General features: G+C 67.8%; 13 protein-coding genes, 1 tRNA gene and 1 pseudogene. 6 read left to right on the forward strand and 9 right to left on the reverse strand.

Annotation, left to right across the window (positions count from 1 at the left end; all coding sequences use genetic code 11):
- The first annotated feature begins 273 nt into the window (after positions 1–273).
- Genes V7026_RS04770 through V7026_RS04790 form a run of 5 tightly spaced genes read left to right on the forward strand, consistent with a single transcriptional unit; the run spans position 274 to position 4,514 of the window.
- Positions 274–750, forward strand: coding sequence for a 4Fe-4S dicluster domain-containing protein (locus V7026_RS04770; RefSeq protein ID WP_068607592.1), 477 nt, complete (start codon positions 274–276; stop codon positions 748–750).
- A gap of 19 nt (positions 751–769) precedes the next feature.
- Positions 770–2,617, forward strand: a complete 1,848-nt coding sequence (locus tag V7026_RS04775; RefSeq protein WP_334154137.1) for an aldehyde ferredoxin oxidoreductase family protein — start codon at positions 770–772, stop codon at positions 2,615–2,617.
- A gap of 13 nt (positions 2,618–2,630) precedes the next feature.
- Positions 2,631–3,908: an NAD(P)/FAD-dependent oxidoreductase gene (locus tag V7026_RS04780; RefSeq protein ID WP_334154138.1), complete on the forward strand. Its 1,278-nt coding sequence runs from the start codon at positions 2,631–2,633 to the stop codon at positions 3,906–3,908.
- A 14-nt stretch (positions 3,909–3,922) separates the two neighbouring features.
- Positions 3,923–4,174, forward strand: a complete 252-nt coding sequence (thiS, locus tag V7026_RS04785) for a sulfur carrier protein ThiS (RefSeq protein WP_334154139.1) — start codon at positions 3,923–3,925, stop codon at positions 4,172–4,174.
- Positions 4,175–4,214: 40 nt separating this feature from the next.
- Positions 4,215–4,514: a hypothetical protein gene (locus tag V7026_RS04790; RefSeq protein WP_334154141.1), complete on the forward strand. Its 300-nt coding sequence runs from the start codon at positions 4,215–4,217 to the stop codon at positions 4,512–4,514.
- A gap of 41 nt (positions 4,515–4,555) precedes the next feature.
- On the opposite strand, the gene V7026_RS04795 is transcribed toward V7026_RS04790, so the two are convergent.
- Together V7026_RS04795 and V7026_RS04800 are read right to left on the reverse strand one after the other, a co-directional pair.
- Complete coding sequence (locus V7026_RS04795) at positions 4,556–4,912, reverse strand: DUF5368 family protein (RefSeq protein WP_334154142.1); 357 nt, start codon at positions 4,910–4,912, stop codon at positions 4,556–4,558.
- A gap of 30 nt (positions 4,913–4,942) precedes the next feature.
- Entirely contained in the window at positions 4,943–6,265 is a 1,323-nt protein-coding gene (locus V7026_RS04800; protein ID WP_334154143.1) for an NAD(P)/FAD-dependent oxidoreductase, read from the reverse strand.
- A 119-nt stretch (positions 6,266–6,384) separates the two neighbouring features.
- Here V7026_RS04800 and V7026_RS04805 point away from each other — a divergent pair, with 119 nt between their 5' ends.
- The gene (locus tag V7026_RS04805) at positions 6,385–6,831 is read left to right on the forward strand and encodes an OsmC family protein (RefSeq protein ID WP_334154144.1); all 447 of its coding nucleotides are present in this window, start codon (positions 6,385–6,387) and stop codon (positions 6,829–6,831) included.
- Between the two features lies 1 nt (position 6,832).
- Here the strand turns inward: V7026_RS04805 and V7026_RS04810 are convergent, their stop codons facing one another.
- The 7 genes and pseudogenes from V7026_RS04810 to V7026_RS04840 all read right to left on the reverse strand — a co-directional run.
- Positions 6,833–7,732, reverse strand: a complete 900-nt coding sequence (locus V7026_RS04810) for a recombination-associated protein RdgC (protein ID WP_334154145.1) — start codon at positions 7,730–7,732, stop codon at positions 6,833–6,835.
- A 95-nt stretch (positions 7,733–7,827) separates the two neighbouring features.
- A tRNA-Gly gene (locus V7026_RS04815) sits at positions 7,828–7,901 on the reverse strand.
- Positions 7,902–7,970: 69 nt separating this feature from the next.
- Positions 7,971–9,449, reverse strand: a complete 1,479-nt coding sequence (locus tag V7026_RS04820) for an NAD-dependent succinate-semialdehyde dehydrogenase (protein WP_334154146.1) — start codon at positions 9,447–9,449, stop codon at positions 7,971–7,973.
- Positions 9,450–9,588: 139 nt separating this feature from the next.
- Positions 9,589–10,533 (reverse strand): agmatinase, encoded by a 945-nt coding sequence (speB, locus tag V7026_RS04825; RefSeq protein WP_334154147.1) that lies wholly within the window; start codon positions 10,531–10,533, stop codon positions 9,589–9,591.
- A gap of 18 nt (positions 10,534–10,551) precedes the next feature.
- Positions 10,552–11,373, reverse strand: a complete 822-nt coding sequence (locus V7026_RS04830; protein WP_334154148.1) for an ABC transporter permease — start codon at positions 11,371–11,373, stop codon at positions 10,552–10,554.
- Between the two features lie 14 nt (positions 11,374–11,387).
- Entirely contained in the window at positions 11,388–12,638 is a 1,251-nt protein-coding gene (locus V7026_RS04835; protein ID WP_334154160.1) for an ABC transporter permease, read from the reverse strand.
- A pseudogene (locus V7026_RS04840) lies at positions 12,635–13,571 on the reverse strand (ABC transporter substrate-binding protein); the annotation flags it as partial. The pseudogene V7026_RS04840 and the gene V7026_RS04835, both read right to left, overlap by 4 nt.

Consider the following 13,571-nt stretch of genomic DNA (forward strand, 5'->3'; position numbering starts at 1 on the left):
GGCCGTGGGCTGGCGGATTCGCCGGGGCGGGTGGGGGCTAGGGCCAAGGTCGTCTCCTGGTCGTTTTGGGGCTCCGCCGGGCAATTGGACGGCAAATGCCGATTCGGCGCGACGCCCGCTGTACACGTTCACTGTCGCATTTTGAGAAATTCCGCACGCCGACTCGACCGGCTAGGGTTATCCCCAAGGATGGCAGGGGATTCTCCCCCAACAATACCAGGCGGTGAAATCGACAAGGGTGTCCTTGCGGCCCCGCTACCCAGGAGACCAAGCATGCAAAAGGTGCTGCACATCGATCCGGCCAAGTGCACGGGCTGCCTTCAGTGCGAAATGGCCTGCTCGTTCGAAAACTACGGCACATACGCCACCTCCAAATCGCGCATCAAGGTGTTCGACTTCCACCACACCGGGCGCAAAGTGCCCTACACCTGCACCCAGTGTGACGAGGCGTGGTGCCTGCACGCCTGCCCGGTGGAGGCCATCACGGTCGACAAGGTCACGGGCGCCAAGGTCGTCAACGAGACCACCTGCGTCGGCTGCAAGGTGTGCACCATTGCCTGCCCCTTTGGTACGGTCAATTACGTGCAGGAAACCGGCAAGGTCCAAAAGTGCGATCTGTGCGGCGGCGATCCGGCCTGTGCCGATGCCTGCCCCACGGGCGCCATCACCTTCATCGATGCCAATTGGACTGGCATCGACCGCATGAAGCAGTGGGCCGACAAACTGGGCAACCAGACGGCCGCGGCCTGATCGTCAAAGGAGCACGAACATGTCTTGGGCTGGAAAAATTCTGCGCGTCAATTTGACGGCCGGCACCTGCACGGCCGAGCCGCTGAACATGACCTGGGCGCGGCAATATCTGGGCTCGCGCGGGCTGGGCAGCAAATACCTGGTCGAGGAGGTGGACCCCAAGGTCGATCCGCTGTCGCCGTACAACAAGATCATCTGGGCCACCGGGCCGCTGACGGGCACCATGGCCTCCACCGGCGGGCGCTACACCGTCATCACCAAGGGCCCGCTGACCGGGGCCATTGCATGCTCCAACTCCGGTGGTTACTGGGGGGCGGAGCTCAAGATGGCCGGCTGGGACATGATCATTTTCGAGGGCAAATCGCCCAAGCCGGTGTACCTGTACGTCAACGACGACGTGGCCGAACTGCGCGACGCCTCGCACCTGTGGGGCAAATCGGTCTGGCAGACGGAGGAGATCCTCAAGAGCTCGCTGCAGGACCCGCTGCTGCGCATTTCCAGCATCGGGCGCGCGGGCGAAAACCAGGTTCTGTACGCGGCGGTGGTCAACGACCTGCACCGCGCCGCCGGCCGCTCCGGTGTCGGGGCGGTGGCGGGCAGCAAAAACCTCAAGGCGATCGCCGTGCGTGGCACCAAGGGCGTGGGCAATGTCCGCGATCCCAAGGCCTTCATGCAGGTCACGAAAGAAAAGAAAAAGATCCTGGCCGACAACGCGGTGACGGGGCAGGGGTTGCCCAAATACGGCACGCAGGTGCTGATGAACGTCATCAACGAGATCGGCGCGCTGCCCACGCGCAACCACCGTGACATGCAGTTCGAGGGGGCCAAAGACATTTCGGCCGAGGCCATGCTGACGCCGCGCCCCACCGACGGCAAGACGCACCTCGTGACCAACCAGGCGTGCTTTGGCTGCACCATCGCCTGCGGGCGCATCAGCAAGATCGACGAGACGCACTTCAGCGTGCAGAACAAGCCCCAGTACTGGGGGGCCAGCGGCGGGCTGGAGTACGAGGCCGCATGGGCGCTCGGCGCCGCCAATGGCGTGAACGATCTGGAGGCGCTGCAGTACGCCAACCTGATCTGCAACGAGCACGGCATGGACCCGATCAGCTTTGGGGCCACGGTCGGTGCCGTCATGGAGCTGTACGAACTGGGCGTGCTGACCAAGGAACAGATCGGCATCGAGGCGCCGTTTGGCTCTGCGCGTGCCCTGTGCGAGCTGGCGGACATGACGGCCAACGGCGTCGGGTTTGGCAAGGAGATCGGGCTGGGCTCCAAACGCCTGTGCGAGAAGTACGGCCACCCCGAGCTGTCCATGAGCGTCAAGGGCCAGGAGTTCCCCGCCTACGACTCGCGCGGCATCCAGGGCATGGGCTTGGCCTATGCGACCAGCAACCGCGGTGCCTGCCACCTGCGCGGCTACACCGTGGCGTCCGAGGTGCTGGGCATCCCCGTGAAGACCGACCCGCTGACGGCCGAGGGCAAGCCCGAGCTGGTCAAAGCCTTCCAGGACGCCACGGCGGCGTTCGACTCGGCGGGCATCTGCATCTTCACCAGCTTTGCCTGGGGGCTGGCGGACGTCGCGCCGCAGGTCGCCGCCGCCTGCGGCGACGAGTACACCACCGAGGAGCTGGAGCGCATCGGCGAGCGCATCTGGAACATGGAGCGCGAGTTCAACAACGCCGCCGGCTTCACGGCCAAGGACGACAGCCTGCCGCCGCGCCTGCTGACCGAGCCCGCCAAGAGCGGTCCGGCCAAGGGGCTGGTCAACAAGCTGCCCGAGATGCTGCCCAAGTACTACGCGGTGCGGGGTTGGGACGCGGAAGGCCGCCCGACCGCCGAAACCAAGGCGCGACTGGGCCTTTGATCCAACGCACGACATGACCCACCACGTCATTCTGGGGGCCGGGCCGGCCGGGGTGATCGCGGCCGAAACCCTCCGCAAGCACGCACCCGCGGATCCCATCACGCTCGTGGGCGACGAGCCGGAGCCGCCGTATTCGCGCATGGCGATACCGTACCTGTTGATCGGCCACATCGATGAGGCCGGCACCCACCTGCGCAAAACGGCCGACCACTACGACCGCCTGCGCATCGAGCGCGTGCAAGGGCAGGCGACCGCGGTGGATGCGCCGGCGCGCTCCGTGCGTCTGGGCGACGGGCGCACCCTGGCCTACGACCGGCTGTTGATCGCCACCGGGTCGCGGCCCGCGCGTCCGCCCATCCCCGGCATCGACTTGCCGGGGGTGCACCACTGCTGGACCCTGGCGGATGTCCGCGCCATCATGGAGCGGGCCAAACCCGGCGCCCGCGTGCTGCAACTGGGGGCTGGCTTCATCGGCTGCATCATCATGGAGGCCTTGCAACAGCGCGGCGTCACCCTGACCATCGTCGAGATGGGTGACCGCATGGTGCCGCGCATGATGGGGCCGGCCGCTGGCGGCATGATCCGCGACTGGTGCGAAGCCAAAGGCGTGGCGGTGCACACAGGCACGCGTCTGGAAGCGATCGAGCCCGGTGCGCCGCTGAACGTGCGCCTGTCCAACGGCCACGCGGTCGCGGCCGATCTGGTCATCATCGCCGCGGGGGTCAAGCCCGCCATCGGTTTTTTGGAGAACTCCGGCATCCGCTGCCTGCAGGGCGTGCTGACCGACGAGCACATGCAAACCAATGTGCCCGGCGTCTATGCGGCGGGGGACTGCGCCGAGGCCTTCGACAAGGTGTCGGGAACCACCATCGTCAGTGCGATTCAGCCCAATGCCGCCGATCAGGCGCGCGTGGCCGCGCTCAACATGGTGGGCCAGCGGGCCGAGCTGCGCGGGGTCACGCAAATCAACGTGCTCGACACGCTGGGGCTCATTTCCACCAGCTTTGGGAACTGGCAGGGGGTGCCCGGTGGCGACCGGGTGGAGCGGGTGGATGCCGAGCACCACAAGGTGCTGAGCCTGTGCTTCGACGGCGATGTGATGGTGGGCTGCAACAGCGTCGGTTGGACCGACCATGTGGGTGCCCTGCGTGGGCTGGTCGAGGGCAAGGTGCGGCTGGGCGAGTGGAAGCAGGCGCTGATGCAGGATCCGACCCAGTTCATGGCCGCGTATCTGGCCACGGCCCAGGCCCAGTCCCGATGGGGTGGGGCGGCCGACACGCGCCGGCGCTGAGGAGCCGTTCCCGCATGCAGATCACATTCAAGCTGTTTGCGACGCTGGGGGACTATCTGCCGGCCGGCGCGCGGTTCAATCAAGTCGAGCTGGAGGTGCCGGACGACGCCACCGTGCAGGCCATCATCGACCGCTACCAGCTCCCGCCGAAGCTGGTGCATCTGGTTCTGGTCAACGGCGTGTTCGTGCCACCGTCGGCGCGGGCCGAGCACCGGCTGGCACCGGGCGATGTGCTGGCCGTCTGGCCGCCCATCGCGGGGGGCTGAGCCTGCGGACGATGGGGCCGCAGCGAGCGGCCAATGGCGCATGCAGTCGCACTACCCCGCCTCGTTCGAGCGTGACATGGGGTGCACGGTCGCCGAGTGGCTGGGCTGGTTGCCCGCGGCGATTGGGCCGCACCCGTGGTCGCGCGACGGCGACGGTGCACGGATTGGCCTTGGCGAGGGTGAACTGGTGCTGGCCTGGCGGCCGTTGCCGCCGCGGACCCTCGCGCGGATGCGGCTGCCACGGCTGTGGGTGGGTTTTCGCTTCGAGGGTGTCGGCCCCGAGGCACGCCAGCGGTTCATGCGGCGCTTCGACCTCTATATGCAGCGCGGGGGCGGCTGATGCGCCGATGACCCCGGGCCCATCACGGGCTGGTCAAGCGATCAAGCCGGGCGCTGCGCCGGGCGCGCCAGCCAGCCCATGACGGTGTAGGTGAGTAGCGTGGTGGCCACGAAGCCGACGCCATAGACGATCAGGATCAAGAACCAGTCCGCCGGCCCCGCCGCATCGGTAAAACCCGATGACGACACCGCGGCCATGATCACGAGAGCAACGCCACCCCCCAGCAGCCCCAGCAGCTCCGACTGGACCAGCCGCCGCGAAACGATCCGGCCGTCGCGCCGCCACACCCACACGAATCCCACCACCGTGGCCAGCGCGAGCAGCGGCAGCAGCCACAAGAGCGGGCCGAGCATCTCGTGGAATACCGCAAGAAACACCAAGGGATCGTAGGTCTTCATGGGCAGGTTCTCCAAACGGGCAGCCGGGCCTCAGGCGCGACCGCGCAGCATGCTCAGATAGGTGGGTTTGAGGGCCATCGTCTTCATCACCCAGCTCACCCACAGTTCCTCCAGCGGCGCGATGAAGCCGGGGAAGGACTGGTAGAGGTTGTCCTGGTAGTCGAATTCGATGAGCATCGCGCGGCCCAGCCGGGTGATCAGCGGGCAGGATGTGTAGCCGTTGTACTTTTCGGCCGAGGGCTTGCCGGTGATATCGCCGACCAGGTGGTCCACCGCCACCGGCACTTGCCACTTGACGCTGGCTGCCGTCTTGCCCTTGGGCACGCCGGCGATGTCGCCCACGCCGAACACATTGGCGTAGCGCTTGTGGCGCAGCGTCTCGCGGTCCACCTCCATCCAGCTCTCGCGGGCAAACGGCCCGTCTTGCCACGGCAGCGGACTGTTGCGCACCACCTCCGGTGCGCGCATCGGTGGCACGACGTGGATGAAGTCGTACTGCAGCTCCGTCGTCCCCGCGGGGGAGCGGTAGGTCGCCAGCCGGCGCCCCAGGTCCAGGGACACGAGCTGGTGCTCGTAATGGGTACGGATGCCGCGGTCCTGGAACAGCATGCGCACCTTCTCCGATACGATGGGGACGGAGAAGAGCACCTTCTGCGGGGCCAGGTAATGCAGCTCGGCCTTGCCGCGGCTGCCGGCGCGGCGCAGGCGGTCGTCGGTGATGAAGGCGTACTTCAGCGGCGCGCCGGCGCATTTCATGTCCGTGTGTGGCCGGCCGAACAGACCGACCCCGCCCCGTTCGGCAAAGGCGGACATGGCCTGCCACGTGGCGGCGGCGGCCTGCGGGCCTTGATAGACGCTGCCCACCCCGTCACGGCCGATCCAGGCCGTGTCCATGCCCTCGATCGCTCCGTAATTCAGTTCCAGCCCGCAGGCCACGATCAAAAAGTCGTAGCCCACCTTGCGCCCGCTCGACGTCACGACGTGGCGGGCCTCCGGGTCGATTTCCGCGGCCGCCTCCTCGATCCAGTCGACGCCCTGCGGGATGTATTCCCGCGTCGTGGAAACGACGTAATGCATCGGCTTGATGCCGGCCCCCACCAGTGTGAACCCGGGCTGGTAGTAGTGATCGCGCCGGGCATCGATGAGGGTGATGCTCGCCTGGGGCAGTCGGCGCCGCAGATGCGAGGCGCTGGCCAGCCCAGCCGCCCCGGCGCCCACGATGACGATGCGGGCTTTGCTGTCCGTCGCCACCGGCGCTGCCTGGGCACGCGCCGCGTCGGCGGCCAGCGCGGCGGCCCCGATGGCGGCCAGCCGTGCCAGTGTTTTGCGGCGATCGGAATCGAATCGGTGCATGGCGGTGTCCCCGTTCGTCATTCATACCCTTGGGAGTTTGTATGATGCAGACGGTCGTTGCGACCGTCCTTGATCCATCGCAAGGGCCGCGACCGATTTGCATCCGGAGAAACCCGAATATGGATACCCCCACCACCATCACGCTCGTTCGACGCAGCGGCTATCAATTCGAGATCGATTTCGGGCTGGATACGCCCACGCTGTTCAGCGACGAACCGCCCCCGCTGGGCGAATCCAACGGTCCCACGCCAAAACACCTGTTGTTGGCGGCGGTGGCCAACTGCCTGAGCGCGAGCCTGACGTTTGCGCTCACCAAATTCAAGCAGGACCCCGGCACCCTGACCGCGGTGGCGCGCGCCACCGTCGGCCGCAACGCCGCCAATCGCCTGCGGGTGCAGCGCATCGAAGTCGAGATTCGACTGGAGCGCCCCGGCGACGCGTACGAGCATCTCGACCGCATCCTCGGGCAGTTCGAGGAGTTCTGCACCATCTCGATGAGCGTGCAGCAGGGCATCCTGATCGACGTGCGCGTCACCGGCGGCGACGGTCAGGTGCTCAAAGGGTGATTCAGCGCGGCGCTTCGCCGCCCAGCGCCGCGATCAGGTCGCCGATCAGCGCGGACAGCTCGCCCGTGGCGATGGCGGCGTCGGTGTCGAAGCCGTCCGCCTCGCCCGCATCGTTGTCTTCGAACACCCCGTCCTGAAACGCCAATCGGCGCAGTTGCGCGCTGTCGGTCAACACGAAGGCCACGCGGCCGTCCCAGTCCAGCGCCAGCTTGGTCGGTCGCTTGCCTTGCGCCAGGTGGCGCCGCATGTCCTCGGTGTCCAGCACATGGCGGGTGAAGCGCACCACGGCAGGGCTGTCGCCGTCGCCTTTGAGTTCGACGTCGCGCCCGGGGGCGAAATGCGTGGGCCAGTCGGCCGCCTCGGCACCCAGCCAGCCTGCCATGGCGGCCGCGGGGGACAAGATGGTCTGCAAGGGCTCCACGCGCAGCCCGTCCAAGGCACGCACCAAGGCTGTCACCACCGCGTCCACCCGCTTGGTCGTGGTGCTGTCGAAGGCGATACGCCCGGTGCCCATGTCCATCCACACCTGCACGTCCACCGACTGCGCAAAGGCCATCGGCAGCAGTTCCTGCACGATTGCCTCCTTCAGGTCGCGCTGCTCGCGCCGGCCGGGTTGGCGTCCCTCGGTGGCTTCGATCTGCGCGCAGCGCGCCTGCAGCTCGCGCTTGACCACCGCGCCGGGTACGCGCTTGGTCTCGATGCGGTACCGCATCAGGCGGTGGCCGGCGATCGACTCCACCAAGGGGGCGTGCGGCTGGCCGCGCGGCGGCAGCCAGCCTTCGCTTTGCATCTGGGTCGGGCCGCAGGGCTGGAAGGGCAGGGCGGCCAGGGCCTGCTCCATCTGCGCCAGGGTCGCGGCAAAGCCGTCGCCCATGCGATAGACCGTCAGGTTTTTGAACACGGTGTGGGGAAGGATCGACGGCGGCCGAAGCGGCAGCCGGTTGTGCGCGGCCGGCCCTCACCGATTGGCCGGGAGGAGTGTCCAACCACAGGGGGTGGAGCGGGCGATGGGAATCGAACCCACGTCTTGAGCTTGGGAAGCTCAGGTCCTACCATTGAACGACGCCCGCGTCGAGGCCGTATTGTAGAGCAAAGGCCGCGCGCTGCCCGGGCGGGCTGGGCCGGCGGCCGGGGGCGCGTCACTTGAGCACGTCGCCGATGCAGACGTACTTCAGCTCCACATACTCGTCCATGCCGTGGTGCGAGCCCTCGCGGCCCAGGCCGGACTGCTTGACACCGCCGAACGGCACATGCTCCGTGGCCAGGATGCCGACGTTGATGCCCACCATGCCGTATTCCAGCGCCTCCGCGACGCGGAAGATGCGGCCCACGTCGCGACTGTAGAAGTAGCTGGCCAGCCCGAATTCGGTGGCGTTGGCGGCGTCGATGGCCTCTTGCTCGGTGCGGAACTTGAACACTGGCGCAAACGGGCCGAAGGTCTCTTCCTTTGCGCACAGCATGTCTGGGCGGGCGTCAGCGATCACGGTCGGCTCGTAGAACAGCCCGCCGAGGCGCCGGCCGCCGGTCAGCACACGGCCGCCTTTGGCGATGGCGTCTTCGACGTGGCGCTGCACCTTCTGGACCGCGGCCTCCTCGATCAGCGGGCCTTGGTTGACGCCATCCTCGAAGCCGTTGCCCACCTTGGCCGTGGCCACCTTGGCCGCGAACTTTTGCACGAAGGCCTCGTACACGCCTTCCTGTACATAGATGCGGTTGGAGCAGACGCAGGTCTGGCCGGCGTTGCGGTACTTGCTGGCAAACGCCCCTTCGACCGCGCTGTCGATGTCGGCGTCGTCGAAGACGATGAATGGCGCATTGCCGCCCAGCTCCAGCGACAGCTTCTTGATCGTGGGGGCGCACTGCGCCATTAGGATGCGCCCGACCTCGGTGGAGCCGGTGAAGCTCAGGTGTCGCACCACGTCGCTCGCGCACAGCACCTTGCCGATTTCCACGCTGCCCGGCCCGTCGCTGGTCAGCACGTTGAGCACCCCGGCCGGGATACCGGCGCGGATGGCCAGCTCGGCCGCGGCCAGCGCGGTCAGCGGCGTCAGCTCCGCCGGTTTGATGACGACCGGGCAGCCGGCGGCGAGCGCGGGTGCCACCTTGCGCGTGATCATCGCCAGCGGAAAGTTCCAAGGCGTGATTGCCGCACACACCCCGATCGGCTGGCGCAGCACCAGCAGGCGGCGGTTGTTGTCGAACTGGGGCAGGGTCTCGCCGTTGACGCGCTTGGCCTCCTCGGCAAACCATTCGACGAAGCTGGCGCCGTAGGCGACCTCGCCCTTGGCTTCGGGCAGGGGTTTGCCCTGCTCGGCGGTCATCAGGCGGCCCAGGTCGTCCTGGTTGGACATGAGCAGGTCGTACCACTTGCGCAGGATGTTGGCGCGTTCCTTGGCCGTTTTGTTGCGCCACGCCGGCCAGGCGGCGTTGGCGGCGGCGATGGCCGCTTCGGCGTCGGCGGGGCCCAGCTTGGCCACGTCGGCCAGCTTTTGCCCCGTGGCGGGGTCATGCACGTCGAAACGCTCGGCGCCCGACACCCACTTCCCGTCGATCAGGGCATCGGTCTTGAGCAGCGTCGGGTCCTTGAGCTGGGCCAGCGGGGAGGCCTTCATGTCCATCGTCGTCTCCGTCACGTCCAAAAGATGGCGACACTGTAGCGCGAAGGCGCCGGCGCGACCGGTACAGCGGGTGAAGGCCGCCGCGGCGCTGTGCGGGCCGCGCGGCCGATACAGCCCGGGACATACCGGGCCGCCCCGATCAGCGATAGGCCACGCCGGGTAGCACGCACAGCATCTCGTACAACAGGTTGGCCCCTAGCAAGGCGGTGTTGCCGCTGGGATCGTAGGGGGGCGACACCTCGACCAGATCACAGCCCACCAGGTTGAGGCCGCGGCAGCCGCGCACGATCTCCAGCGCCTGCGGCACGCTCAGACCCCCGACTTCGGGCGTGCCGGTGCCGCCGGCATAGGCAGGGTCGATACCGTCGATGTCGAAGCTCAGGTACGTGGGGGTGTTCGGTCCGATGGCGGCCCGCACCTCGGCCATCAGCGGCGCCAGCGAGCGCCACCAGACCTCGTGCGCGGGCACGATGTGAAAGCCCTGCGCCCGTGGCCAGTCGAAGTCGTCTGCCGCGTAGCCCGTGCCGCGCAGGCCGATCTGCCACACCTTGTTCCCTTGCAGCAGGCCTTCCTCCACCGCGCGGCGAAAGGGGGTGCCGTGCGCCAGCGGCTCGCCGAACATGTGCTCGTTGACGTCGGCGTGCGCATCCACATGGACGAGGGCCACCGGCCCGTGGCGCGCGGCCACCGCCCGCAAAATGGGCAGTACGATGGTGTGGTCCCCGCCCAGCGTCAGCGGGATGCAGCCCGCGTCGATGATCGGGCGGTAGTGCTGCTCGATGATCTGGACCGATTTGGGCAGGTGGAAGGTGTTGATCGGCACGTCACCCAGGTCGGCGACCTGCAGCGTGTCGAACGGCGCCGCGCCGGTGGCCATGTTGTACGGCCGCAGCAGGCACGACTCGGCCCGGATTTGGCGCGGACCGAAGCGGGCGCCCGGCCGGTGGCTGGTGCCGATGTCCAGTGGCACGCCGATGAAGGCGGCGTCCAGCCCGTCTGGTGAGGTCGCGGCGGGCAGCCGCATCATGGTCGCCGGGCCGCCGAAGCGCGGCATCGCATTGCCGCCGAGGGGTTGGTGGGGCATGGTCGGTGGGCGATGGGGTCAGCGCCGGCGGCCGCGCAGCCACTCCAGCGTCAGCATCAGGGCGGTGGTGAACAGGGTCAGCAGCGTCGCCACCGCGGCGATGGTGGGCGAGATGTTCTCCCGAATGCCCGTGAACATCTGCCGCGGCAGGGTGACCTGTCCCGGGCCCGCCAAAAACAGGGTGACCACGACCTCGTCGAACGAGGTGGCAAAGGCAAACAGGGCGCCCGAGATCACGCCCGGCGCGATCACGGGCAGGGTAACGCGGCGGAAGGTCTCCAGCGGCCCCGCGCCGAGGCTGAGACTCGCGCGCACCAGATTGGTGTTGAAGTTTTGCAGCGTGGCCAGCACGGTGGTGACGACGAAGGGCGCGCCCAACGCGGCGTGCACCAGGATCAACCCCAGGTACGAGTCGTTGAGCCCCAGCCGCGCGAAGTAGAGGTAGGTGCCGACCCCCACGACGACGATGGGCACCACCATGGGCGCGACCACGATGCTGTTGATCAACTCCTTGCCTGGAAAGCGCGTGCGGGCCAGGCCCATGGCGGCCAGCGTGCCCAGGACGGTGGCGATCACGGTGGCGGCCGGCGCGACGATGAAGCTGTTGCGCGCGGCGCGGATCCACTCGGGTGCATGCCACATTTCGCGGTACCAGCGCAGCGACCAGTTTTCGATGGGGTAGGCCAGGAAAGTGCTGTCGCTGAACGACAGCGGCACGATGGCCGCGATCGGCAGGATCAGGAAGGCCAGCACCGCCAGCGCCGCCAGGCGCAGCAGCCACCAGCCCAGCCGGTCGAACCAGCGGTAGTGCGAAGGCAGGTCGGGCAGCCAGTGTCGCATCGTTGGATCCCCCTTCAACCCAGGCTGAGCCCGCCGCGCGAGACGCGCCGGTAGAACACGAACAGCACCAGCGTGGCCGACAACAGCACGGCCCCCAGGGCACAGGCCATGCCCCAGTTGACTTCGACGTTGGTGTACTGGGCGATGTAGTAGCTGAGCATCTGATCGCTGGCGCCGCCCAGCAGCGCGGGCGTCACGTAGTAGCCGATGGAGGTGATGAACACCAGCAGGCTGCCCGCGGCAATGCCCGGATAGGTCTGCGGCAGCACCACGCGCACGAAGGCCGCCAGCGGATGGCTGCCCAGCGAGACGGCGGCGCGCAGGTAGTTGGGCGGCACCGTCTTCATCACGCTGTACAGCGGCAGAATCATGAACGGCAGCAGGATATGCACCATGGCGATGATGACGCCGGTGCGGTTGAACAGCAGCGGCAGCGGCCCGTTGGTCAGCCCGATGGTTTGCAGCCAGTGGTTGATGAGGCCGTTGTTCTGCAGCAGCACGATCCAGGCCGCGATGCGCACCAGCACCGACGTCCAAAACGGCAGCAGCACCAGGATCAGCAGCAGATTGGCGCGCCGCTCGGGCAGGGTGCTGAGCCAGTAGGCCAGCGGGTAGGCCATCAGCAGAGCGACCAGCGTCACGACGGCGCTGATCTCGAAGGTGCGCCACAGAATCTGCGAGAACACCGCCTCGTCGGCAGGGATGCGCTCGATCGCGCCATCCACCGATCGGCGCAGGTCCACCGACGCCAGCAGGTAGTCCGGTGTCCAGCGCTGCGTGTTCTTGGCGATGGCTTGCCAGTAGGGCAGTTCCCCCCAGCGGGCGTCCAGCTCCAGCAAGGCCTGGCGGGCCTGATCGGCATTGCCGGGTGGGGCCGGCCAATCGCGCACGGCGCGGTAGGTCCCCATGATCAGCGAGCGCGCGCCGGGCGCCTCGCTGTTGAGTCGGCGGGCCAGGGCGCCGGCCCGCGCGGTTTCGGTGATGGCGCCCAGATCGGCAGCGATGGCCGCGTAGGCGGCCGCGGGCGGTGCGGTGTTGCCGTCCCAGTCGGCCAGGGCCCGCGCGGTGGCCGGCAGGGCGTCGGCGACCTCCGGGTTTTCCACCGCGCGCACGAGCAGGCTGCCCAGCGGCACCAGGAAGAACACCAGCAGGAACAGCAACAGCGGAGCGGTCAACGCCGCCGCGCGCCACTGCTGCCGGCGCTGGGCGCGGCGCAATTGCCGCGCCAAGTCGGCGCCGCCCGGGATCGCCACCGCCGCCGTCATTGCGCCGCCCACGCCGCGAAGCGCTTCTCCAGAGCCTCGCCCTGGTCGGCCCAGAAGCGGATGTCAAAGCGCAGCGCATCCTTGCCGTTGGCCGGCGAGGTGGGCAGTTGCTCCAGCACCTTGGCGTCCAGCCGCGCCAGCGCCTTGTTGTTGGTGGGGCCGTAGGAGATCAGCTTGGCGTACTCGGCCTGCGCTTCGGGCGTGCTCGCGGCGGCGATGAAGCGGTACGCCAGATCGCGGTTGGGCGAGCCCTTGGGGATGACCTAGTAGTCCAGGTCGTAGATGCCGCCGCTCCAGCTGATCTTGAGGTTGCGGCCCTCGCGCTGGGCGGCGTCGATGCGGCCGTTGTAGGCGGTGGACATGACCACGTCGCCCGCGACCAGGAACTGCGGCGGCTGTGCGCCCGCTTCCCACCACTGGATGTGGGGCTTGAGCTCGGTCAGCTTGCGAAATGCCCGATCCGCGCCTTCCTTGGTGGCCAGCACCTTGTACACATCGGCGGGCTTGACGCCATCGGCCATCAGCGCGAACTCCAGGTTGTAGCGTGCGCCCTTGCGCATGGCGCGCTTGCCCGGGAATTTCTGCACGTTCCAAAAGTCCGCCCAGCTCGTCGGAGCCGTCTTCAGGCGGTCGCCGTCGTAGGCCAGCACCGTGGACCAGATGAAGATGCCCACGCCGCACTCATGCACCGCGGCGGGCTGAAAGTCGGCTTTGTTGCCGATCTTGCCCCAGTCCAGGCGTTCGAACAGCCCTTCGTCGCAGCCGCGGTTGACGTCGGGGCTTTCGACCTCGACCACATCCCAGGTGACCTTCTTGGCCTCGACCATGGCCTTGATGCGGGCCTGCTCGCCGTTGTACTCCACTCCGGTGATACGCACGTTGTGGGCCTTTTCGAACGGCTCGAAGTAGGCTTTCTTCTGGGCCGCGCCGTTG

This window comes from Tepidimonas sp. (assembly GCF_036825565.1).
Taxonomy (GTDB): domain Bacteria; phylum Pseudomonadota; class Gammaproteobacteria; order Burkholderiales; family Burkholderiaceae_C; genus Tepidimonas.

Excerpts from the sequence above, each read along its gene's own strand:
- V7026_RS04770 (WP_068607592.1), top strand. The coding sequence starts at position 274 with ATGCAAAAGGTGCTGCACATCGATCCGGCCAAGTGCACGGGCTGCCTT.
- V7026_RS04775 (WP_334154137.1), top strand. The coding sequence starts at position 770 with ATGTCTTGGGCTGGAAAAATTCTGCGCGTCAATTTGACGGCCGGCACC.
- V7026_RS04780 (WP_334154138.1), top strand. The coding sequence starts at position 2,631 with ATGACCCACCACGTCATTCTGGGGGCCGGGCCGGCCGGGGTGATCGCG.
- thiS (WP_334154139.1), top strand. The coding sequence starts at position 3,923 with ATGCAGATCACATTCAAGCTGTTTGCGACGCTGGGGGACTATCTGCCG.
- V7026_RS04790 (WP_334154141.1), top strand. The coding sequence starts at position 4,215 with ATGCAGTCGCACTACCCCGCCTCGTTCGAGCGTGACATGGGGTGCACG.
- V7026_RS04795 (WP_334154142.1), bottom strand. The coding sequence starts at position 4,912 with ATGAAGACCTACGATCCCTTGGTGTTTCTTGCGGTATTCCACGAGATG.
- V7026_RS04800 (WP_334154143.1), bottom strand. The coding sequence starts at position 6,265 with ATGCACCGATTCGATTCCGATCGCCGCAAAACACTGGCACGGCTGGCC.
- V7026_RS04805 (WP_334154144.1), top strand. The coding sequence starts at position 6,385 with ATGGATACCCCCACCACCATCACGCTCGTTCGACGCAGCGGCTATCAA.
- V7026_RS04820 (WP_334154146.1), bottom strand. The coding sequence starts at position 9,449 with ATGGACATGAAGGCCTCCCCGCTGGCCCAGCTCAAGGACCCGACGCTG.
- speB (WP_334154147.1), bottom strand. The coding sequence starts at position 10,533 with ATGCCCCACCAACCCCTCGGCGGCAATGCGATGCCGCGCTTCGGCGGC.
- V7026_RS04830 (WP_334154148.1), bottom strand. The coding sequence starts at position 11,373 with ATGCGACACTGGCTGCCCGACCTGCCTTCGCACTACCGCTGGTTCGAC.
- V7026_RS04835 (WP_334154160.1), bottom strand. The coding sequence starts at position 12,638 with ATGACGGCGGCGGTGGCGATCCCGGGCGGCGCCGACTTGGCGCGGCAA.